The organism is Leucobacter sp. 7(1) (assembly GCF_900163635.1).
In the GTDB taxonomy this organism is placed as follows: domain Bacteria; phylum Actinomycetota; class Actinomycetes; order Actinomycetales; family Microbacteriaceae; genus Leucobacter.
Map to the genome: position 1 here is coordinate 20,156 of NZ_FUID01000011.1, position 17,168 is coordinate 37,323.

General features: G+C 66.3%; 17 protein-coding genes. 7 read left to right on the plus strand and 10 right to left on the minus strand.

The genetic code is table 11. From position 1 onward, the window contains the following. Nucleotides 1–15: 15 nt before the first annotated feature. Nucleotides 16–1,170 (minus strand): ABC transporter substrate-binding protein, encoded by a 1,155-nt coding sequence (locus tag FM113_RS02730; protein ID WP_176387055.1) that lies wholly within the window; start codon nucleotides 1,168–1,170, stop codon nucleotides 16–18. Nucleotides 1,171–1,336: 166 nt separating this feature from the next. Between FM113_RS02730 and FM113_RS02735 the strand changes: the two genes are divergently transcribed. Then, nucleotides 1,337–2,140 (plus strand): DNA alkylation repair protein, encoded by an 804-nt coding sequence (locus FM113_RS02735; protein ID WP_087011255.1) that lies wholly within the window; start codon nucleotides 1,337–1,339, stop codon nucleotides 2,138–2,140. Here FM113_RS02735 and aceE read toward each other — a convergent pair. From aceE to FM113_RS02770, 7 genes are all read right to left on the minus strand, one after another. Continuing rightward, nucleotides 2,137–4,854: a pyruvate dehydrogenase (acetyl-transferring), homodimeric type gene (aceE, locus tag FM113_RS02740; RefSeq protein ID WP_087011293.1), complete on the minus strand. Its 2,718-nt coding sequence runs from the start codon at nucleotides 4,852–4,854 to the stop codon at nucleotides 2,137–2,139. The two genes, FM113_RS02735 and aceE, sit on opposite strands and share 4 nt — an antisense overlap. Before the next feature lie 125 nt (nucleotides 4,855–4,979). Beyond that, the gene (locus FM113_RS02745; protein ID WP_087011257.1) at nucleotides 4,980–6,578 is read right to left on the minus strand and encodes a nucleobase:cation symporter-2 family protein; all 1,599 of its coding nucleotides are present in this window, start codon (nucleotides 6,576–6,578) and stop codon (nucleotides 4,980–4,982) included. A 65-nt stretch (nucleotides 6,579–6,643) separates the two neighbouring features. Continuing rightward, entirely contained in the window at nucleotides 6,644–7,549 is a 906-nt protein-coding gene (gene pucL, locus FM113_RS02750) for a factor-independent urate hydroxylase (protein ID WP_087011259.1), read from the minus strand. A 6-nt stretch (nucleotides 7,550–7,555) separates the two neighbouring features. Further along, nucleotides 7,556–7,882 carry a hydroxyisourate hydrolase gene (gene uraH / locus FM113_RS02755; protein ID WP_087011261.1) on the minus strand — a complete coding sequence of 109 codons (327 nt, stop codon included), beginning with the start codon at nucleotides 7,880–7,882 and terminating at the stop codon, nucleotides 7,556–7,558. Beyond that, complete coding sequence (uraD, locus tag FM113_RS02760) at nucleotides 7,879–8,373, minus strand: 2-oxo-4-hydroxy-4-carboxy-5-ureidoimidazoline decarboxylase (protein WP_087011264.1); 495 nt, start codon at nucleotides 8,371–8,373, stop codon at nucleotides 7,879–7,881. The genes uraH and uraD overlap by 4 nt, the downstream gene beginning before the upstream one ends. 211 nt (nucleotides 8,374–8,584) lie before the next feature. Then, nucleotides 8,585–9,025 (minus strand): peroxiredoxin, encoded by a 441-nt coding sequence (locus FM113_RS02765; RefSeq protein WP_087011295.1) that lies wholly within the window; start codon nucleotides 9,023–9,025, stop codon nucleotides 8,585–8,587. Between the two features lie 140 nt (nucleotides 9,026–9,165). Next, on the minus strand, nucleotides 9,166–10,116 hold the full coding sequence (locus FM113_RS02770; protein ID WP_087011266.1) for a CPBP family intramembrane glutamic endopeptidase: 951 nt from the start codon (nucleotides 10,114–10,116) through the stop codon (nucleotides 9,166–9,168). Nucleotides 10,117–10,478: 362 nt separating this feature from the next. Here FM113_RS02770 and FM113_RS02775 point away from each other — a divergent pair, with 362 nt between their 5' ends. From FM113_RS02775 to FM113_RS02795, 5 genes are read left to right on the plus strand one after another with little or no spacing between them, the layout of a single operon-like run. Next, on the plus strand, nucleotides 10,479–10,838 hold the full coding sequence (locus tag FM113_RS02775) for a PadR family transcriptional regulator (RefSeq protein WP_087011268.1): 360 nt from the start codon (nucleotides 10,479–10,481) through the stop codon (nucleotides 10,836–10,838). Then, nucleotides 10,835–11,773, plus strand: a complete 939-nt coding sequence (locus FM113_RS02780) for a hypothetical protein (RefSeq protein WP_087011270.1) — start codon at nucleotides 10,835–10,837, stop codon at nucleotides 11,771–11,773. Before FM113_RS02775 ends, FM113_RS02780 begins: the two co-directional genes overlap by 4 nt. Nucleotides 11,774–11,819: 46 nt before the next feature. Continuing rightward, nucleotides 11,820–12,200, plus strand: coding sequence for a GntR family transcriptional regulator (locus tag FM113_RS02785; RefSeq protein WP_254908839.1), 381 nt, complete (start codon nucleotides 11,820–11,822; stop codon nucleotides 12,198–12,200). After that, on the plus strand, nucleotides 12,197–13,120 hold the full coding sequence (locus FM113_RS02790; protein ID WP_087011272.1) for an ABC transporter ATP-binding protein: 924 nt from the start codon (nucleotides 12,197–12,199) through the stop codon (nucleotides 13,118–13,120). Before FM113_RS02785 ends, FM113_RS02790 begins: the two co-directional genes overlap by 4 nt. Next, entirely contained in the window at nucleotides 13,117–13,830 is a 714-nt protein-coding gene (locus FM113_RS02795) for a hypothetical protein (protein ID WP_087011274.1), read from the plus strand. The genes FM113_RS02790 and FM113_RS02795 overlap by 4 nt, the downstream gene beginning before the upstream one ends. A 20-nt stretch (nucleotides 13,831–13,850) precedes the next feature. On the opposite strand, the gene FM113_RS02800 is transcribed toward FM113_RS02795, so the two are convergent. Together FM113_RS02800 and FM113_RS02805 are read right to left on the minus strand one after the other, a co-directional pair. Next, nucleotides 13,851–14,855: a phosphotriesterase gene (locus tag FM113_RS02800; RefSeq protein WP_087011277.1), complete on the minus strand. Its 1,005-nt coding sequence runs from the start codon at nucleotides 14,853–14,855 to the stop codon at nucleotides 13,851–13,853. 11 nt (nucleotides 14,856–14,866) lie between these two features. Continuing rightward, complete coding sequence (locus FM113_RS02805) at nucleotides 14,867–16,198, minus strand: aspartate aminotransferase family protein (protein WP_087011279.1); 1,332 nt, start codon at nucleotides 16,196–16,198, stop codon at nucleotides 14,867–14,869. Nucleotides 16,199–16,337: 139 nt separating this feature from the next. Here FM113_RS02805 and FM113_RS02810 point away from each other — a divergent pair, with 139 nt between their 5' ends. Beyond that, a complete protein-coding gene (locus FM113_RS02810) occupies nucleotides 16,338–17,021 on the plus strand; it encodes a GntR family transcriptional regulator (protein ID WP_176387057.1) in 684 nt (227 codons plus the stop codon). The last annotated feature ends 147 nt before the right edge of the window (nucleotides 17,022–17,168 follow it).

A 17,168-nucleotide genomic window follows, 5' to 3' on the forward strand; every position in this document is an offset into this window, starting at 1 on the left:
GCCCCCGCGAGCCCGCTACTGGACCGTCGTGGCCCAGCGCTCGGTGAGGAGCGCGTTCGCGGCGTCGGTTTGCGCCTGATCGGGCGAGACCCAGTCCGCGGAATCGACTCCGAAGGTGGCCGCGTCGATCAGCTTCGCGTCGGCCGAGCCAGCCTCGGTCAGCGCGTCCACGCGGACGGGAACGGCGTTGCCCTTCAAGAACATTGCCTGGACCTCATCGGAGAAGATCCACTCCTGCCACAGGCGAGCGGCGGCCGGGTTCGGAGCATCCTTATTGATCGCCTCGTTGTAGAAGGAGACGTAGGCATCACCCGGGAGGACAGTTGTCTTCCAGCTGGGCTTGTCTGCGGCGGCGGCAACGTTGTTGAAGGACCAGTCGAACACGACCGGGGTCTCGCCGGAGGCGATTGTCGCTGGCGTCGGGTCCAGTGTCAGGAAGTTGCCGGCTGTGCGCAGCTCGCCCATGAAATCGATGCCGGGGCCGAAGTCATCCACCCCGCCGCCGTTCAGGGCCGCGATAGCGCCGACGGCCGCGAACGCGGCACCGGCCTGGGTGGGGTCGCCGTTGAGTGCCACGGCACCGGCGTAGTCGCTGCCGAGCAGATCCTTCAGCTCCTTCGGCTCAGGCAGCTTGTCTGAGTCGTAGCCCACCGACATGATGCCGGAGTAGTTGTTGACCCACAGCCCCTTGGGGTCCTTGTTCTCGGCGGGGATCGAATCCCACACCTCGACCTGGTAGGGAGCAAACTGCTCGACGCTCGAGAGCGCGACGGCGGCACCGAGGTCGAAGACGTCAGGCGCGGTGTCCTGACCCGTCAGATTCTGGGCTGCCTGGATCTCCTCGGCGCTGGAAGCGTCGGGGGAGGCCGAGTTCACCGTGATGTCGTAGGTCTCCTCGAACCCGGCGATGATTTCGCCATAGTTCGCCCAGGTCTCGGGGAGCGCGATCACGTTGAGCTCGCCCTCCGCTTGAGCGGCCGCGATGAGACCGTCCATGCCGCCAAAGTCCTCGGAACTCGTGGCAGTCGCCGCGTCGACGGCGGAGCCAGCGGCACCCGTGTCGCCGGCACCGGCGTCGGATGCTGCCCCGGTCGAGCAGGCGGCCAGGCCGCCGACGATGAGCGCGGTCGTGAGGAGTGTTGCAGACCGCAGGATAACGCGAGAGGACACTGAGGTTTCCTTCCGGAGAGTGAACGGATCGTCGGTGCGGCGCGTGCCGCGGCCGCCAGAGCGGTGCCGATCCGATCCCACGCTAGGGAGGGCGGGTTTCCGGGGAGCAGCGCTCGCGTGGCTGCTGAGTGAACGGTGGGTGAAGCGGTGCGCCTATGCTGAGCGCATGGACGCTGCCCAGCCTGTCGTACCCGCGCTCGTTGCCGCGATCGATGCCGGGCTGCGTGAGCGCGCCACACCTGAGCGCGCGGAACGCGAGCGCGCGTATCTGAAGAGCGAGATCACCCACTACGGGACGACGGTTCCGCAGACGCGGGCGGTGGTGAAGGGTGCGCTGAAGGGTGTCACACTCAGCCACGCCGAACTCGTCGACGCGGCGACCCTCCTGTGGGCCGAGCCGGTACACGAGAGGAGAGCGGCCGCAGCCGCTCTCCTCGAGGCGCGCTCGCCGCAGCTCGTGCCCAGCGACATCGTCATGCTCGAGCGATTCCTCCGGGAGTCTCGCACGTGGGCGCTCGTCGACGACATCGCGGCCACTCTCGTGGGTCCGCTTGTGGATCGTGCCTCGGGCGGTGCCTCGGACGGTGCCGCGCACCGGGCCGAGCTCGAAGCTGTGTTGGATCGCTGGTCCACGGACGATGATTTCTGGATTCGACGCTCGGCGTTGCTCGCTCATCTGGTCCCGCTGCGCGAGGGTGGCGGCAACTTTGACCGCTTCGCGCGGTATGCCGACACCATGCTCGATGAACGCGAGTTCTTCATCCGGAAGGCGATCGGCTGGGTGTTGCGCGACACCTCACGCAAGCGCCCCGAGCTTGTCTTCGCGTGGATCCTGCCACGCGCCGCCCACGCGTCCGGGCTGACTGTGCGCGAGGCGATCCGGCGACTGCCCGACACGCAGCAGGCGGCCGTGCTCGCCGCGCGCAGAAAGGGCGCGGCGAGCACGGCCGCCAGGACCAACTCTCGCTAGGCGTCTCCGCCCGCGCTGCCGGTGGTCCCCGCGGTCAGGTCATCCAAACTGTATTTCATCGCCGCCGCAGCGGGCAGCGCGGGGTCGATGACCCCGTCGAGCGCGAGGGCTTCGAGTGTACGCACCACGATTGACTCAGTATCGACGTGGAAGTAGCGCCGTGCGGCCGCGCGAGTATCGGAAAAACCGAAGCCGTCCGTGCCGAGTGACAGGAAACGCTGCGGGCTAAAGGGGGCGATCTGATCCTGCACCTGCCGCATGAAGTCGCTCACGGCGATCACGGGACCGCCGCTACTCTCGCGCAGGCGCTTTGTCACATATGGTTCGCGTGTGGGTTCGCCCCGGAGCACGCCCTCGTCCGCGTCCATCGCCTCGCGCCGTAGCTCGTTCCAGCTCGTCACCGACCACACATCGGCTGCCACATCCCAGTCAGCGGCGAGCAGACGCTGCGCGGCGAGCGCCCACGGCACAGCCACCCCGGAGGCGAGGATCTGGGCCGGATGTGATCCGGCGCTCGCCTGTGACACCCGGTGCATGCCCGCGAGGATCCCCTCGGCGTCCACGTCCGCGGGTTCGGCGGGCTGCGCGATCGGCTCGTTGTACACGGTGAGGTAGTACATCACGTTCGGGTCGGGGTGGGCGCCACCATACATGCGCTCGAAGCCGGCGGCGACGATGTGCGCCAGCTCGTAGCCAAACGCCGGGTCGTAGCTCACGACGGCGGGGTTCGTGGAGGCGAGCAGCTGCGAGTGGCCATCGCCGTGCTGCAACCCTTCGCCCTGAAGCGTGGTGCGCCCGGCGGTGGCACCGATCACGAAGCCGCGGGCCATCTGATCGCCCGCCGCCCAGAACGCGTCTCCCGTGCGCTGGAAGCCGAACATCGAGTAGAACACGTACACCGGAATCAGCGGTTCGCCGTGTGTGGCGTAGGCGGTGCCCGCAGCGGTGAACGCGGCAACCGCGCCAGCCTCGTTAATGCCGACGTGGAGGATTTGCCCCGTGGTCGACTCCTTATACGCGAGCAGCAGCTCGCGATCCACCGACATGTAGGTGTGACCCTGCGGGTTGTAGATCTTCGCGGTTGGGAAGTACGCGTCCATCCCGAACGTGCGCGCCTCATCCGGGATGATCGGGACAACGCGGTGGCCCATGTCCTTGTCGCGCAGGATCTCGCGGAGGATGCGGGCGAACGCCATTGTTGTCGCCGCCTGCTGCTGCCCGGACCCCTTCTTCGCGAGTTCGTAAGCCTTGGCATCCGGCACCGGGATCTGCGTGTACTTCGAACGCCGCTGGGGGACAGGCCCGCCGAGCGCGCGGCGGCGCTCCAGCATGTACTCGAGCTCCGGCGAGCCCGGCTCGGGGCGGTAGTAGGGCGGGGCGTACACATCTTCGGAGAGCGCCGAATCGGGAATGGGGATCCGCAGCAGATCGCGGAAATCCATGAGGTCTTTCGCAGCCAGCTTCTTCATCTGGTGCGAGGCCATCCGGCCCTCGAAGCTGGGGCCCAGCTTGTAGCCCTTCACGGTTTTCACGAGGATGACTGTGGGCTGCCCCGTGTGCTCACTCGCGGCCTTGAACGCCGAGTAGAGCTTGCGGTAGTCGTGCCCGCCGCGCTTCAGATTCCAGATCTCGTCGTCGCTGTGGCCCTCGACGAGCTTCGCAGTGCGCGGATCGCGGCCAAAGAAGTGGTCGCGCACGAATCCGCCGGACTCGGCCTTATAGGTTTGGAAGTCGCCGTCGGGCGTCGCGTTCATGAGGTCGACGAGCGCGCGGTCGTGATCCCGCGCCAGAAGCTCGTCCCACTCCCGGCCCCACAACACCTTGATCACGTTCCACCCGGCACCGCGGAAGAACGCCTCAAGCTCCTGGACGATCTTGCCGTTGCCGCGGACGGGCCCGTCGAGGCGCTGCAGATTGCAGTTGATCACAAAGTTCAGGTTGTCGAGGCTGTCGTTCGCGGCGAGCTGCAGCAGGCCGCGCGATTCGGGCTCATCCATTTCCCCGTCGCCGAGGAACGCCCACACCTGCTGTTCGGAGGTGTCCTTGAGGCCGCGCGCGGCAAGGTATCGGTTCGACTGGGCCTGATAGATCGCGTTCATCGGGCCGATACCCATGGACACTGTTGGGTACTCCCAGTACTCAGGCAGGAGCCGCGGGTGCGGGTAGCTGGGTAGGCCGCCGCCGGGGCGCGAGCGCTCCTGGCGGAACGCGTCGAGCTGTGCCTCGCTCAGGCGGCCCTCGACAAACGACCGGGCATACATGCCGGGGGAGGCGTGCCCTTGGAAAAAGACCTGATCCCCACCCGATGGGTGATCCTTGCCGCGGAAAAAGTGGTTGAAGCCTGTCTCGTAGATCGTGGCAGCCCCAGCGTAGGTGGCGATGTGGCCGCCCACGCCGATCTCGGGACGCTGCGCTCGGTGGACCATTACGGCAGCGTTCCAGCGGATCCACGCTCGATAGCGCCGCTCGGCGGCCTCGTCGCCCGGGTACGCGGCGTCGGCGCTCGCGGGGATCGTGTTGACGTAGTCCGTGGTGAGGGCTGCGGGTACGGCAGCCGCTGGCGCTCCGGCGCGGGCCCCCAGCACGTCGAGGATGTGGCTCGCACGCGCGGTGCCCCCGGTGCTCAGGAGTCCCTCGAAGGACTCAAGCCACTCCGCGGTCTCCTCGGGGTCGATGTCCCCGCGCTGGGTGCCACCCGAGTCGCCGGGGAGCAGACTCCGCTGGAGCTTCTCGCGGAATCGCTGAGGGGGGAAGTCGCCTGGGGCGTTCACGGCTGCTCTCTTTCTGCAAGGGAGCGGTGCAGGGCCCAGCGTGGGCCCTGCACCGCTCCGAAGTGTTACTACGGTTTTGTGCTCACATTGCCGGTGTCCGCGCGCACGCGATCAACTGTCGGAATGTGGAGCGAGGATGTGACGTCTCCGGTCTCATCGACCCGCTGCACGAGGATCTCGTCGCCGTCCTTTGAGAACAGCTTGCCGCCGATGAAGGTGTCGCCGTCCTCGAGGGCGCGGATCTCGTCCTCGCGCACCATGCGGGGCGGGCTCGCGGCAAACGCGTTCTTGTTGCGGGAGCGCTTCCCGATCCTGAGCTCGTTGAACAGGATGTTGAGGAGGATCGCCATGAGCGCCGCGGAAGAGATGCCCGAGTGGAAGATCACCTCGAACCACGACGGGAACTGACTGTAGATGTCCGGCTTCACGATGGGGAGCATCCCGAACGCGAGGCTCGTCGCCACAATGATCAGGTTCATGTTGTCTTTGTAGGACACCTTGGAGAGGGTGCGAATGCCCGAGGCAGCCACCGATCCGAACAGCACGATCCCGGCACCGCCGAGGACCTGCATCGGGATCGCCCCGGCGACGCGGCCCATGATCGGTAGCACGCCAAGGATGAGCAGGATGAAGCCGCCGGCGGTGACAACAAAGCGGCTCCGCACGCCGGTAATCGCGACGAGGCCCACGTTCTGGGCGAACGCCGACTGTGTGAAGGAGTTGAAGATCGGCGAGACCATGCTCGAGATCATGTCGGCGCGCAGGCCGTTGGCGATGCGTTTGGAATCCACCTTCGAGCCTGTGATCTCGCCAACCGCGAGAATGTCAGCCGCGGTCTCCGTGAGGATCACGAGCACAACGATGAACATCGACAGGGTCGAGGCGACGTGGAACTCGGGCCAGCCGAATGCGAACGGGGTCGGCAGCGCGAAGATGTCACCCTCCAGCACGCCGGAGAAGTCCGCGATGCCCATGGGAATCGCGACGAGTGTCCCGGCGACGAGGCCGACAAGCACTGCCAGACGCGACAGCATGCCGCTTCCGATCTTGGAGCACACGATCACGATGAGCAGTGTCAGGCCAGCCAGGCCAACGCCCTTCACGGAACCGTAGTCGTCGGCCGATGCGTTGCCGCCCATGATCCAGTTGCCGGCGACAGGCATCAGGGTGAGGCCGATCGCGGTGATCACGATGCCGGTGACGACGGGCGGGAAGAATCGGATGATCTGTGCGAAGAACGGGGTGATGAGGAACCCGAACACGGAGGCCAAGAGCACGGCCCCGAAGATCTCGTTGATTGTGCCGCCGCCGGAGATGATCGCGGTCATCGTCGAGACGGATGCGAATGAGACACCCTGCACCAGCGGAAGCTTCGACCCGAAGAACGGAACGCCCAGGGTCTGCAGGATCGTTGCGAGACCGCCAATGAACAGACAACACGCGATGAGCATGCCAATCTGATCGGGTGTTGCCCCAATTGCGCTGCCCACGATGAGCGGGGGTGCGATGATTCCACCGTACATCGTGAGCACGTGCTGCAGCCCGTACATGATTGTGCGGGATAGCGGCAGGCGCTCGTTCTCGGGTTCGCCCTCAACGTCGATGGTTCCCGGGAATCCGCGCTTGGTGTTCGTACTGCGACTCACTGCTGACCTCCTTGTCGGCATGAACTGTTTGATGCAGGGTGTGGGTTTGGGTGGCTCCGTCGACCACCCAAACCCACGAGTGTTGACTAGACGAAGGCCGGAACGCCCTTCCAGATCTTGTCGGTGTCGCCGAGGCTCTCGCGGCGCAACGTGCCCTCGATCTGGCCGTAGGGGCTGTGTGCCGCCCAGAACACCTCGTTGTCGTTCTCCATCCCGTACGGCGTGAAGTCGACGACGAAGTGGTGCAGGTTTGGCATCGAGAACTTAATCTCGTCGATCTCGGGGTGCGCCTCGAGCACAGCCTTGCCCATGAGGTACTGCGTTTCCTGCAGCGCGCGCGAGTAGTGGTTGGTGAACACCTCGAGCAGGATCTTCTTGACCGACTCGTACGTGGCGTTGAAGTCCACGTCTGTGGTGTTGTAGAGCCAGCGGCCCGTGACGCTTGTGGCGAGGATCCGGTCAGTGGTCTCCTTGAGCGTCGTGTACTGATCGACCGGGTAGCCGACGAAGCCCGACTGCGTTGTCTTGAGGACCGAGAGGTCCTCGAGACCGGAGATGACGTACTGCTTCTCGCCGTCGATCTTGACGACCGCGGTGCGGGTTTCGCCACCCGAGCCGCCCCGGTAGAAGGAGTGGTCGTGGCCCTCGCCGTTCACGGGGATCCGGTCCCACTCCACCTGACGGGCACCCCAGCGGCCGCCCGTGACCCACTCGAAGTCATCGACATAGTGCTGGCCCAGGCGAAGGAGGAAGTCCTCGGGGGACCCGACGCCGTCCTTGGCGAACGCAAAGACAGTGTTTTTCTGGGTGTCAGTGGGGACGACGTGCTCGTTGTTGCCGTCGTAGTATGCGGAGGCGAAGTCGCCGTGCAACTGCGAGATGACGGTCAGGTCCTCGATCGTGTGCCGGTCGCCGTTCTTGGTGACCTTGACCAGGTGGTTCTCGGCCTTGCCGAACTGGTTGTCACCGAGCACGATGTTGGTGTTGGACATATCTACTTAGCTCCCTCGATAGGTGGAATATGCAAATGGACTGAGAAGAATCGGTACGTGGTAGTGCAGTTCCTCGCTGCGGACAGTGAAGTCAATGGAGACGACCGGGTAGAACGCGGGCGTCTGAATCCGGGCGAAGTAGTCCGCCACGGCGAAGCGCAGCGTGTAGTGCCCCGCGGGGAGCGACTCGGGGCCGAGGTCCGCAATCCGGCCGTCGCTGTCGGTGACGCCCGAGGCGATCGTGGTGCCGTCGCCGGTCTGGAGCGTGACGGCGACTCCGGTCGCGGGTCGACCCAGCGAGGCGTCAAGGACGTGGGTAGTGATCAGGCTCATGATTCGAGGAGTCCTTCCAGTCGAAGTGCGGCGATTTGGCCGAGCTGGTCTGCGACCTCGGCGATTTCAGTCTCCGGGGTATTCGTGAGCCGCCGCTGCAGTTCCGTGAGGATCTCGGGTGCGGACCGCCCAGCGGCGCGAATGAGAAACACTCGGCCGAACTGCTCCTCGTATTGCCGGTTACCGGCGAGCAGCTGGGACGCGGTCACACTATTGATGCCCGTGCTCTCCTGTTCGGCGCGAGAAAACTGTGCTTCCTGGGATGCACCTGCAGCGTGTTCCCCGATGCGGGGGTGCTGCGCGAGCGCCTGCTCAAGGTCGGCTGCGGTCCAGGCGGCAACGGCGGTGTTGGCTGCGGCTACGGCCGCCTGGACCGAGTCGTAGGGGCGACCCGCAACGACGGCATCCACCCAGATATCGATGTCCACGCAGGGGCGGACGTACTGACCTGCCTCCGCCTGCGGAAGCGTGTTGAAAAGTGAAAGCAACATTGCTCGCCTTAATTCCACCTTGTGGAAGTAGATTTCCGTTTGCTGATAGTGAGCGTAGCCATACGCTCGGTGGGGCACAAGTCAGAACACTGTTGTTTCTCAGAATTGTCAGACTGTGGCCGCCCAGGGTCGGGCTGTGCTTCGCGCGGGCGTGTGGGCACACCAGTGAGTCCGCGCACAGTGTCGCGCGCGGACTCGCTGGGGGCTGTGTTTAGGCGCCGAGCTGCTCGCGCAGCCGCGCGACATGCCCTTCGGCGTTCACGCGGTACTCCGCATGCGTGACGCGTCCGTCCTCGCCCAGGACAAAGGTGGCGCGGAGGGCGCCGGTCACAGTCTGGCCGTTAATCTCTTTCTCGCCCCAGGCGCCCCAGGCCTGCGCGGCGGCATGATCGGGGTCGCTCAGGAGTGTGTACGTGAGGGCGAGTTCTTCGGCGAAGCGCGCAAGCGTCTCCGGGTCATCCCCGGAAACGGCGAACACCTCGTAGCCGGCGGCCGTGAGCGCGCCGAGGTTGTCGCGGAAGTCGCAGGCTTCTGTGGTGCACCCGGGGGTGAACGCTGCGGGGTAGAAATACACGACAGACTTCTTGCCGAGCAGATCTGAGAGGCCTCGCGTGGCCCCGGCTGTGGTGATGAAGGAGACCGTGGGGGGCACGTCTCCGGGCTGAAGTTCAGGGTGTGGTGTCGACACGATGGCCCTCCTTCGCCCGACGGTGGGCGATTGTGCTAATTCCAAGATGCGGAAGAATAATTCCACACTTCAAACGTAGCACCGGTGACCGGGGAGGGGAATGGTCAGATCTGCTGGAGTGCGCGGCGGCGGCGGTAGGCGCGGAGTGCCAGCGCGCTTCCCGCGAGAAACACGACAGTGGTAACAAGACTGCCCTCGATCCCGAACGGGCCTCCGGTGATCAGGGTCGAGGCACCGGAAGCGCTCTCGTAGGTGAAGAACGAGTCGGCGGCGTTCTGGCCGGATACCGCGACACCAAACAGGTTCCCCTGCGCCCAGTTCCAGATCCCGTGCATGGCGCAAATGCCCCAGAGGCTGCCCTCGGCGAGCGTGTAGCAACTCGCGAACACGGCAAACAGCAGCAGGTTGAGGATCGGCAGCGGGCCCATCCCCGGGTTCATGCCGTGCATCAGCGTGAACACGACGGCCTGCACTGCGATCCCGACAAGCAGCCCAAACCTGCGCGCAACGGCCTGGGTGAGGAAACCGCGCGTGAGGATCTCCTCGGTGCTCCCCTGGAGGAGGAACCCAAGGAACATGGCGCCAATGAACAGGAGCGCGCTCGCGTCGGGTGCGGCCCAGGTGAGCGATGCTTGTCCGGTAATGAGGGGCACGATCACACACAGCACCATCATGAGGAGGCCGACCCCCAGCCCGCGGAGGATCTGCGCTCCCGCGACAGCGCGGCGTTCAAAACCCAGGGTTGCAAAGGGGCGACGTTCTTTGGCTCGCACCCAGAGCCAGAGCGTTGCGAGGCTCGCCCCGAAGCCCAAGAGTGAAATGAGGAAACCTGGGCGGGTGGCCATCAGGCTCAGCATGTCGGCCGTGCGGGGGCCGCCAGGGGGCGCGGTGACAAAGGACTGCGTGACGAGCGCGATAGCGGTGATCACGGACTGCGCCACGAACGCAAACAGTATGACCACGAGTGCCATGATCACCCCGGTGGGGCGCTGGGCCTGGTGCATGCCCGCGGTGGGGGCTGGCAGGGTGTGTGCGGGGACAATGCGACTGGCCATAACTTTAGACTCCGTCTATAGATGTATTGCATCCCAATATAGGGCCAGCGAGCCGCCTGTGCACAACTTTTTCGACCCTGGCGGGGACTTTATAGCGGTGCTGCGCCAGTTTCCACACTCTTCCCACACGTTTCCCACAGAGTTATCCACAGGCTGTGGATGAATTACACGGCTGTAGTTCAGCCGGGCGTGGCGGGCTCGTGGCTGGATGTTGAGTGGGGGTGACGGGAGCGGGCTCGTGTTGCGAGTGCGGGGGTCGTCGACTCGTTGCCCACGAGTTCGGTGCGGGCGTTGTCGTTGAGTGCGGTCATTTTGCGCGAGGAGCGGTTGACGTACTCAAATGAATTGAATATTCTCCATGCATGACTATCCCAGAGATGCGAGAACCCACGTTCCTGATCCTCACGGCCCTTGCCGGGGGGCGAAAGCACGGGTACGCCCTGATTGCAGAGGCTGACGTGTTGTCTGGTGGCAGCGTGCGGTTGAAGGTTGGGACGCTCTATGCCGCGCTCGAGCGGCTGGCCGGGCAGGGGCTCGTGGTCGCTGCGGGCGAGGAGATTGCCGACGGGCGGGCGCGGCGGTACTACCAGCTCACGGATGCCGGAGCGGCGGCCCTCGAGGATGCCGCAGCGCGCTCGGCAAGGATCGCCGCAGAAGCGCGGGATCGGCTCGCGGCGCGGCGGAGCAGAGCGGTCCGCGGCTCGGGGCTGGGGTTCGCATGAGTGTGAGTGTCCAGCGACAGATCGAACGGGCCTTCCGGTTTCACCCGCGGGCCTGGCGGGACGCGCACGAGGCCGTGGCGATTGGCGTGCTGGGGGATGCCGCGGAGGCGGCGGGCTGGAGTTGCGTCCCACGTGCGGAGCGGTGGGCGATCGCCCGGCACGCCGCGGTGCTGTGGCTAAGTGGGATGTTGAGTCCGGTGTCCCGCGCCCTGTTGGCCTCGCTCGCGTTCGGCTCCGGTGCGGCCGCGGGCGCCGTGTACCTCCTCGCTTTTGTGCTGCGGCCTCGGGGTGATGAAGTGCTCCTGTCGCCCCAGGGGTCGATCGCAGCTGGGGCTGTGCTTGTCGGGGTGTGGCTCAGCGCGGCAGCGCTGTTCGGCTTCGGGGTGCGGCGTGGGGCCCGTGGCCTCGTGGCGCTCGCGCTGGGGTTCGCCCTGGCACTTCTCGTCACTCGATATGTCGCCACCGACGCACTTCTGCCCTCGGCGGTGACGCTGGTGCTCTTCGCGTTGCTGGCCGGCTTGGCGCTTCTCGGGCGGCTCCGCGCGCGCTGGGTCTGGGGTTCCGCTGTCGCAACGCTCGCGAGCTTCGGGGGCCTCGTGTGCGCCCCGGTGTTGTTCGGCGGGAGGGTTGCGGCGCTCGACTCGATGATGTGGGCGCAGGCGTCGCGGTGGATCCTGCTCGGTGTCGGGCTCGCGCTGTTCGCGGCGCTGGCTCTCACCTGGGGTGGTAGGTCGAGTCAGGCCCGTGCGGTCGCGGTCGCGGTGACCCCCTGGATGGTTGCGGCGGTGCTGGGAGCACGCTTCGAGTTCTCGCTCGGGGAAACGCTGGTCGCTATCGCTGGGTGGTTCGCACTGACCGTGGCGGTGTTTCTCGGTAGCCGCGGGTCTCGGATCTCGGCATCCGCGCTCGTGGTCGGGGGTCGATCCGGCGCTTGACATCGCCTCACTCACCTCGTAGGTTCATTAGTGAAGTAATGAACCAGTGAACGAGGTGATGATGTTCGACGATACGCGGCCGATCTTCCTGCAGCTCGCAGACCGGATCGCCGACGAGGTATTGCGTGGGATCTACGCGGAGGGCGAGCAAGTGCCCTCCACCAACGAGCTCGCCGCGCACCTCCGCATCAATCCCGCGACCGCGGGAAAGGCGCTCACCCTGCTCGTTGAGCAGGGTGTGCTCTTCAAAAAACGCGGGATCGGCATGTTCGTCTCTCCCGGGGCGCGTGCGCAGATCTCGCAGGATCGACAGCGCGCGTTCACCGAGCGGTTCATTGAGCCGCTGCTCGCCGAGGCCCGCAGCCTCGGGCTCACCACCGAAGCACTGATTGCACTGATCACCACACAGGGAGGGGCGGACGCATGACCTCGATCGCCATACAGACCCGCGAGCTCGCTCGAAGCTATCGCGGCGCGACCGCACTGGACGGGGTAACACTCGACATCCAGGCCGACGTGATTACCGGACTCCTCGGGCGCAACGGCGCAGGGAAAACGACACTCATGTCGCTGCTCACCGCGCAGGATCGCCCGAGCTCGGGCAGCGTCACCATCGACGGACACGATCCGTTCGAGCGCGCAGAGACAATCGAGCGGATGTGTTTCGTGCGTGACAACCAGCGCTACCCAGACGATTACAAGCTGAAGCACGCAATCCAGGCGGCCCGCATTTTCTACCCCAACTGGTCGCAGGAGCTCGCGGATCGCCTGATCGCACAGTTCCGCATTCCCGCGAAACCGATCGTGAAGAAGTTCTCCCGCGGACAGCTCTCGGCGCTCGGCATTGTGCTGGGCCTTGCCTCGCGTGCTCCGATTACCTTTTTCGACGAGCCGTACCTGGGCCTCGACGCGACCGCGCGCAGTATCTTCTATGACGAGCTGCTGCGTGACTACGTCGAGCACCCGCGCACAATCATTCTCTCGACGCATCTGATCGACGAGATGGACCGCCTCCTGGAACGCGTGATTGTGCTGGACCAGGGGCGCGTTGTGCGGCACGCCGACGTGGAAGAGCTCCGCGGCGGCGCCTACCAGGTCGCGGGAAAGGCGGCAGGACTCACCGAGTTCCTCGTGGGACGCCCCGTGCTGTCGCGGCGGGGGATCGGCGGTCTCGCGTCCGCGGTCGTCTCGGAGCCGCCCACACCCGACGCCCGAGCCGCCGCAGAAGGTGCCGGGCTCGAGATCACCCCGGTCTCGCTCCAGGACCTCGTCGCTGCCTACGGACTGGGCGATGACGCGCAGGCCGCCGCGACCGACTCGCCCCACGCTGAAGGGATCAGCTCATGAACCGCATCTTGAAGGTCACTCGGCTCCACCTGAACCGGCTGACGAACTTTCTCGGCACCCCGGCGGTGATTCTCGGTGTGGTGCTGCTCGTGTCGATCATCATCGCGCTCGCGATCCAGCGCGCCACGGGCCTTCCGAGCGACAGCGCCGAGTACATCGACGGGGCCCGGATGAACATGGGCGTGGTCTGGTCGCTGCCCGGTTTCCTGATCTACTACGGTGTACAGGCGGTCGCGACTACGTACCCGTTCGCGCTGGCGCTCGGCACCACGCGCCGCAACTTCATCATCGGCACGATGCTGTCAAACGCCCTGCAGGCGGCCTACGTCGCGGTGATGCTCGTCATCTTGCTTGGCCTGGAACTCGCAACCGGGCACTGGTTCTCCAATACGTACGTGCTCGACACCTACGCCGTCGGCTCGGGAAATCCGTGGATCCTCGCGGCCTCCGGGTTCCTCGGGGTGCTCTTCTGCCTCACCGTTGGTGGCCTGTTCGGCGCGATCTGGGTGCGCTTCGGGGCGAAGGGGCCGGCCGTACTCGGCCTCGGGCTTGGCCTGGCGCTCGCGCTGGTGCTGCTCGCGCTCGCTCCGAATCTCGGCGAGATCATCGGCGGACTGACCCGCGGCGGGCTCGCACTCGGCGCGCTCGTGGTGATCCTGGTCAGCCTGGTTGGCACCTGGTTCGCAATGCGCCGGGCCTCGGTGCGCTGACGCGCACCGAGGCACCCGCCTCAACTCGCAAGAAGTCGGGCCGGGTTCGCGACCATGATGGTGGTGAACTCGGCCTCGCTCAGCCCGGCCGTGAGGAGGGACGCGCGGAACTCTCCCATCACGAGGCCGAAACCGTGCCCGCCGAAGGCGCGCAGCAGGGACGGGACACAGACGTCGTGCGCCAGAAGGATCCGCTCCAGGTGTCCGGCACGCACGAGCGCCAGGACCTGCGCCACGCGGTGCTCCACGGAGTACGCCGCGTTCGAGTAGATCGTGTCGATCCCCACATAGTGCCCGCGATCCGCAAGCTCGACCGCGTACTCCACGCTCGGGACCGTGTCGACGTGGCCGATCGCGATCCGCTCGGGCGCAACGCCGCAGCTGGTGAGCAGCTCCGACTGCTCCAGCCCGACCTTCCAGCGCGCCGCGTGCGTGTAGATCGCCGCCCCGGTGGCTCGGTGTGCGACCGCCGCGGCGCGGAACACCTGCGCCTCGGTCTCGCTGATGAACCACTTATCGGCACCAACCTCACCGATCAGCCCGGCCTTGATCCCGGTGTCGCCGAAGCCGACAGTGAGATCGTGCACAATCTCGTCCGCGAGGCCGTCTACGCCGAGCCGTGCCACCAGATCCGGGTCGATGAACGGATCCCGGTACCTCCCGGTGCCGAGCACCACGTGGACCCCTGTCGCTTCGCTGATCCGACGCACGCCCTCGATGGCGCGGGGGTTCCGAGTTTGCCCTGGCGAGCGCGCGTCGAAGTCGGGTGCCGAATCCAGTGTGGAGCCGGGCGTGAGCTCGGCGGTTGTCAGGTCGAAGATCGTGCCGCCGCCCTGCGCGCGAAACACGGCGAGTTCCTGCGTCATCAGTGTCTCGTCGTGGAGCAGGCCGTCGCCCCTGCGCTCCGCCATGAGGTTGATGAAGAGGTGCTCGTGGGAGAGCGTCGGCCCGAGGTCAGCGAGCGGCACGGGGCCGGTCGCGGTCTCGACGAAACCCGTGGGGAGGGGAAGTGCGTCGTGTGTCACCGGGGGTCCCCTCAGCTCGTCGGCAGTCCGAGCTCGCGCTCCAGGGCCACGAGCGTGTCGTCCAAGATCGAGAGAATCTGGTCCACCTGCTCCGCGGTCACGATCATCGGCGGGCACACAAGAAAGTGATCTCCGCTCTTGCCGCCTCGGGTGCGGCGAGAGTACAGGATCAGGCCGCGTTCGAAGGCGAGCTCCACCATGCGCTCGTGGGCGTTGAGCTCGGCGGGTAGCGGCTCCATCGTGTCCCGGTCGGCCACGAATTCGGCGGCCAGGAGGAGGCCCTTGCCCCGCACGTCCCCGATCACCGGGTGACGCTCCGCGAGTTCGCGCAGCCCGGCGAGGAGGCGCTCGCCCATGAGTGTGGTGTTGCTCAGCAGGTCGAGCCTGTCGATCTCGCCCAGGACGGCGAGGCCGGCGGCGCTCGCCAGCGGGTTGCCCGCGTAGGTGTGGCCGTGTGCGAAGCCGCCACCCGCGAGTACGGGCTCGACGATGCGGTCGGGCGCGATCATGGCACCGAGCGGGGTGTACCCGGCCCCGAGGCCCTTCGACAGCGCAACGATGTCGGGACGGCAGCCCCAGTGGTCGCCCGCGAGGTAGGTGCCGGTACGCCCGGCCCCGCTCATTACCTCATCGTGGATGAGGAGGATCCCGTAGCGGTCGCAGATTTCGCGGACGCGAGCGTAGTAGCTGTCGGGGGCCACCAGGGCACCTGTGGTGGCCCCACCAACGGGCTCCATGATGAATGCGAGGACGCTTTCCGGGCCCTCGGCGAGGATCTGTGTCTCGAGCATGTCGGCGTATCGGAGCCCGCGCTCCGCCATCGTGAGGGTGTCGCGGTCGAGATATGCGGTGGGGGCTGGGATTTTCGGCATCGGCTGCATCATGGGGAGGTAATGCTGCGTGAGGAGATCGTAGCCGGTCACCGCAAGCGCGCCGAGCGTGGAGCCGTGGTAGCTGGGGAAGCGGGAAATGACCTTCCAGCGCTCGGGCTGAGCGGTTGCGACGGCCCACTGGCGGGCGAGCTTGATCGCGGACTCGACGGCTTCGGAACCGCCCGACACGAAAAACACCTTGTCGAGGTCTGCAGGCATGCGCTGCGCGAGCGCCGCCGCGAACTGCTCTGCCGGTTCGTTTTCGAATTGCAGCCGGTAGAGGAAAGTGGCGCGATCGAGCTGATCGCGCATGGCCGCGAGGACGCGCTCGTTGGAGTGGCCGATATTGACGACCATCGCTCCGCTCGCCCCGTCGATCACCGGGCGTCCTGTCTCATCCCAGATCGTGATCCCCTCAGCGCGCGTGCCGACCGGGCGGCGGCCCTTGGCCTGGTAGAAGAGGTGGGACATAGTGGGGCTCCTTTGCGAACAGACGACGGGTGCGTGGTTTATGATCACACTATGTCATAAAATGTGATCACAAAATAATCCGCCGCGATCCGGCAGCGCCCAGTCCGCGATCCCGCGCCACTCTGATTCAATGGACACGATGACCCCCACACCGGAACCCTCTTCGAGCGCCCCCGCCCAGGCCGGCGCGCTCGAAGAGGAGGCGTACGCTGCGCTCCGCCACGCGCTCCTCTTCGGTGGGTTCGCGCCGGGTGAGCGCCTCTCGATTCGCGGGGTCGCCGCACGGCTCGACCTCAGCCCCATGCCGGTACGCGCCGCGATCCGTCGCCTGGTGAGCGAGCACGCCCTCGACACCACGCCCGCGGGAACCGCTGTTGTTCCACACCTCACCCGAGAGCAGTTCCGGGAACTGACCGGGCTGCGGGCGCGCCTCGAGCCGCACGCGCTTGAACTTGCGGTGCCACACCTAGCCGAGCCTGAGCTTGCCGCGCTGCAGGGTCATCTTGAGACGTTCGCCGCGGCCAAAGCTGCCGGGGATCCTGCGGCCACCCAGCGCGCCGACACCGAGTTTCTGTTCACGCTGTTTCGGGCCGCGCACTCCCCGCTCCTGCTCGGCTTTATCGAGAGCCTGTGGCTGCGCCGCGGCCCCCTGTTCTGGGAGGCGCGCTGGGTGCTCCTGAGTACAAGCTCCCTGCATGCCCGCCACGCCGATATCCTCGCGGCCCTCCGCGACGGCAATGTGGCGGGGGCGTCTGCGGCGCTCGCCGACGATATTGAGCGCACCGCTGAGGTGTTGCTCGCGTCGCACCCGTTCGGTGCTTAGGTGTACCCGCGCATCCCGGCGCATCCCCGCCCGCTCCCGCCCCGTGGAGCAGCGTCGAAGGGACGCAGATTGGGGTGTGAAGGCAGGCGGTTTCAGGTGGTGAGTGCAACACCTGCCCTATCTCTAGCAGGAAGCCCTCACCACTGA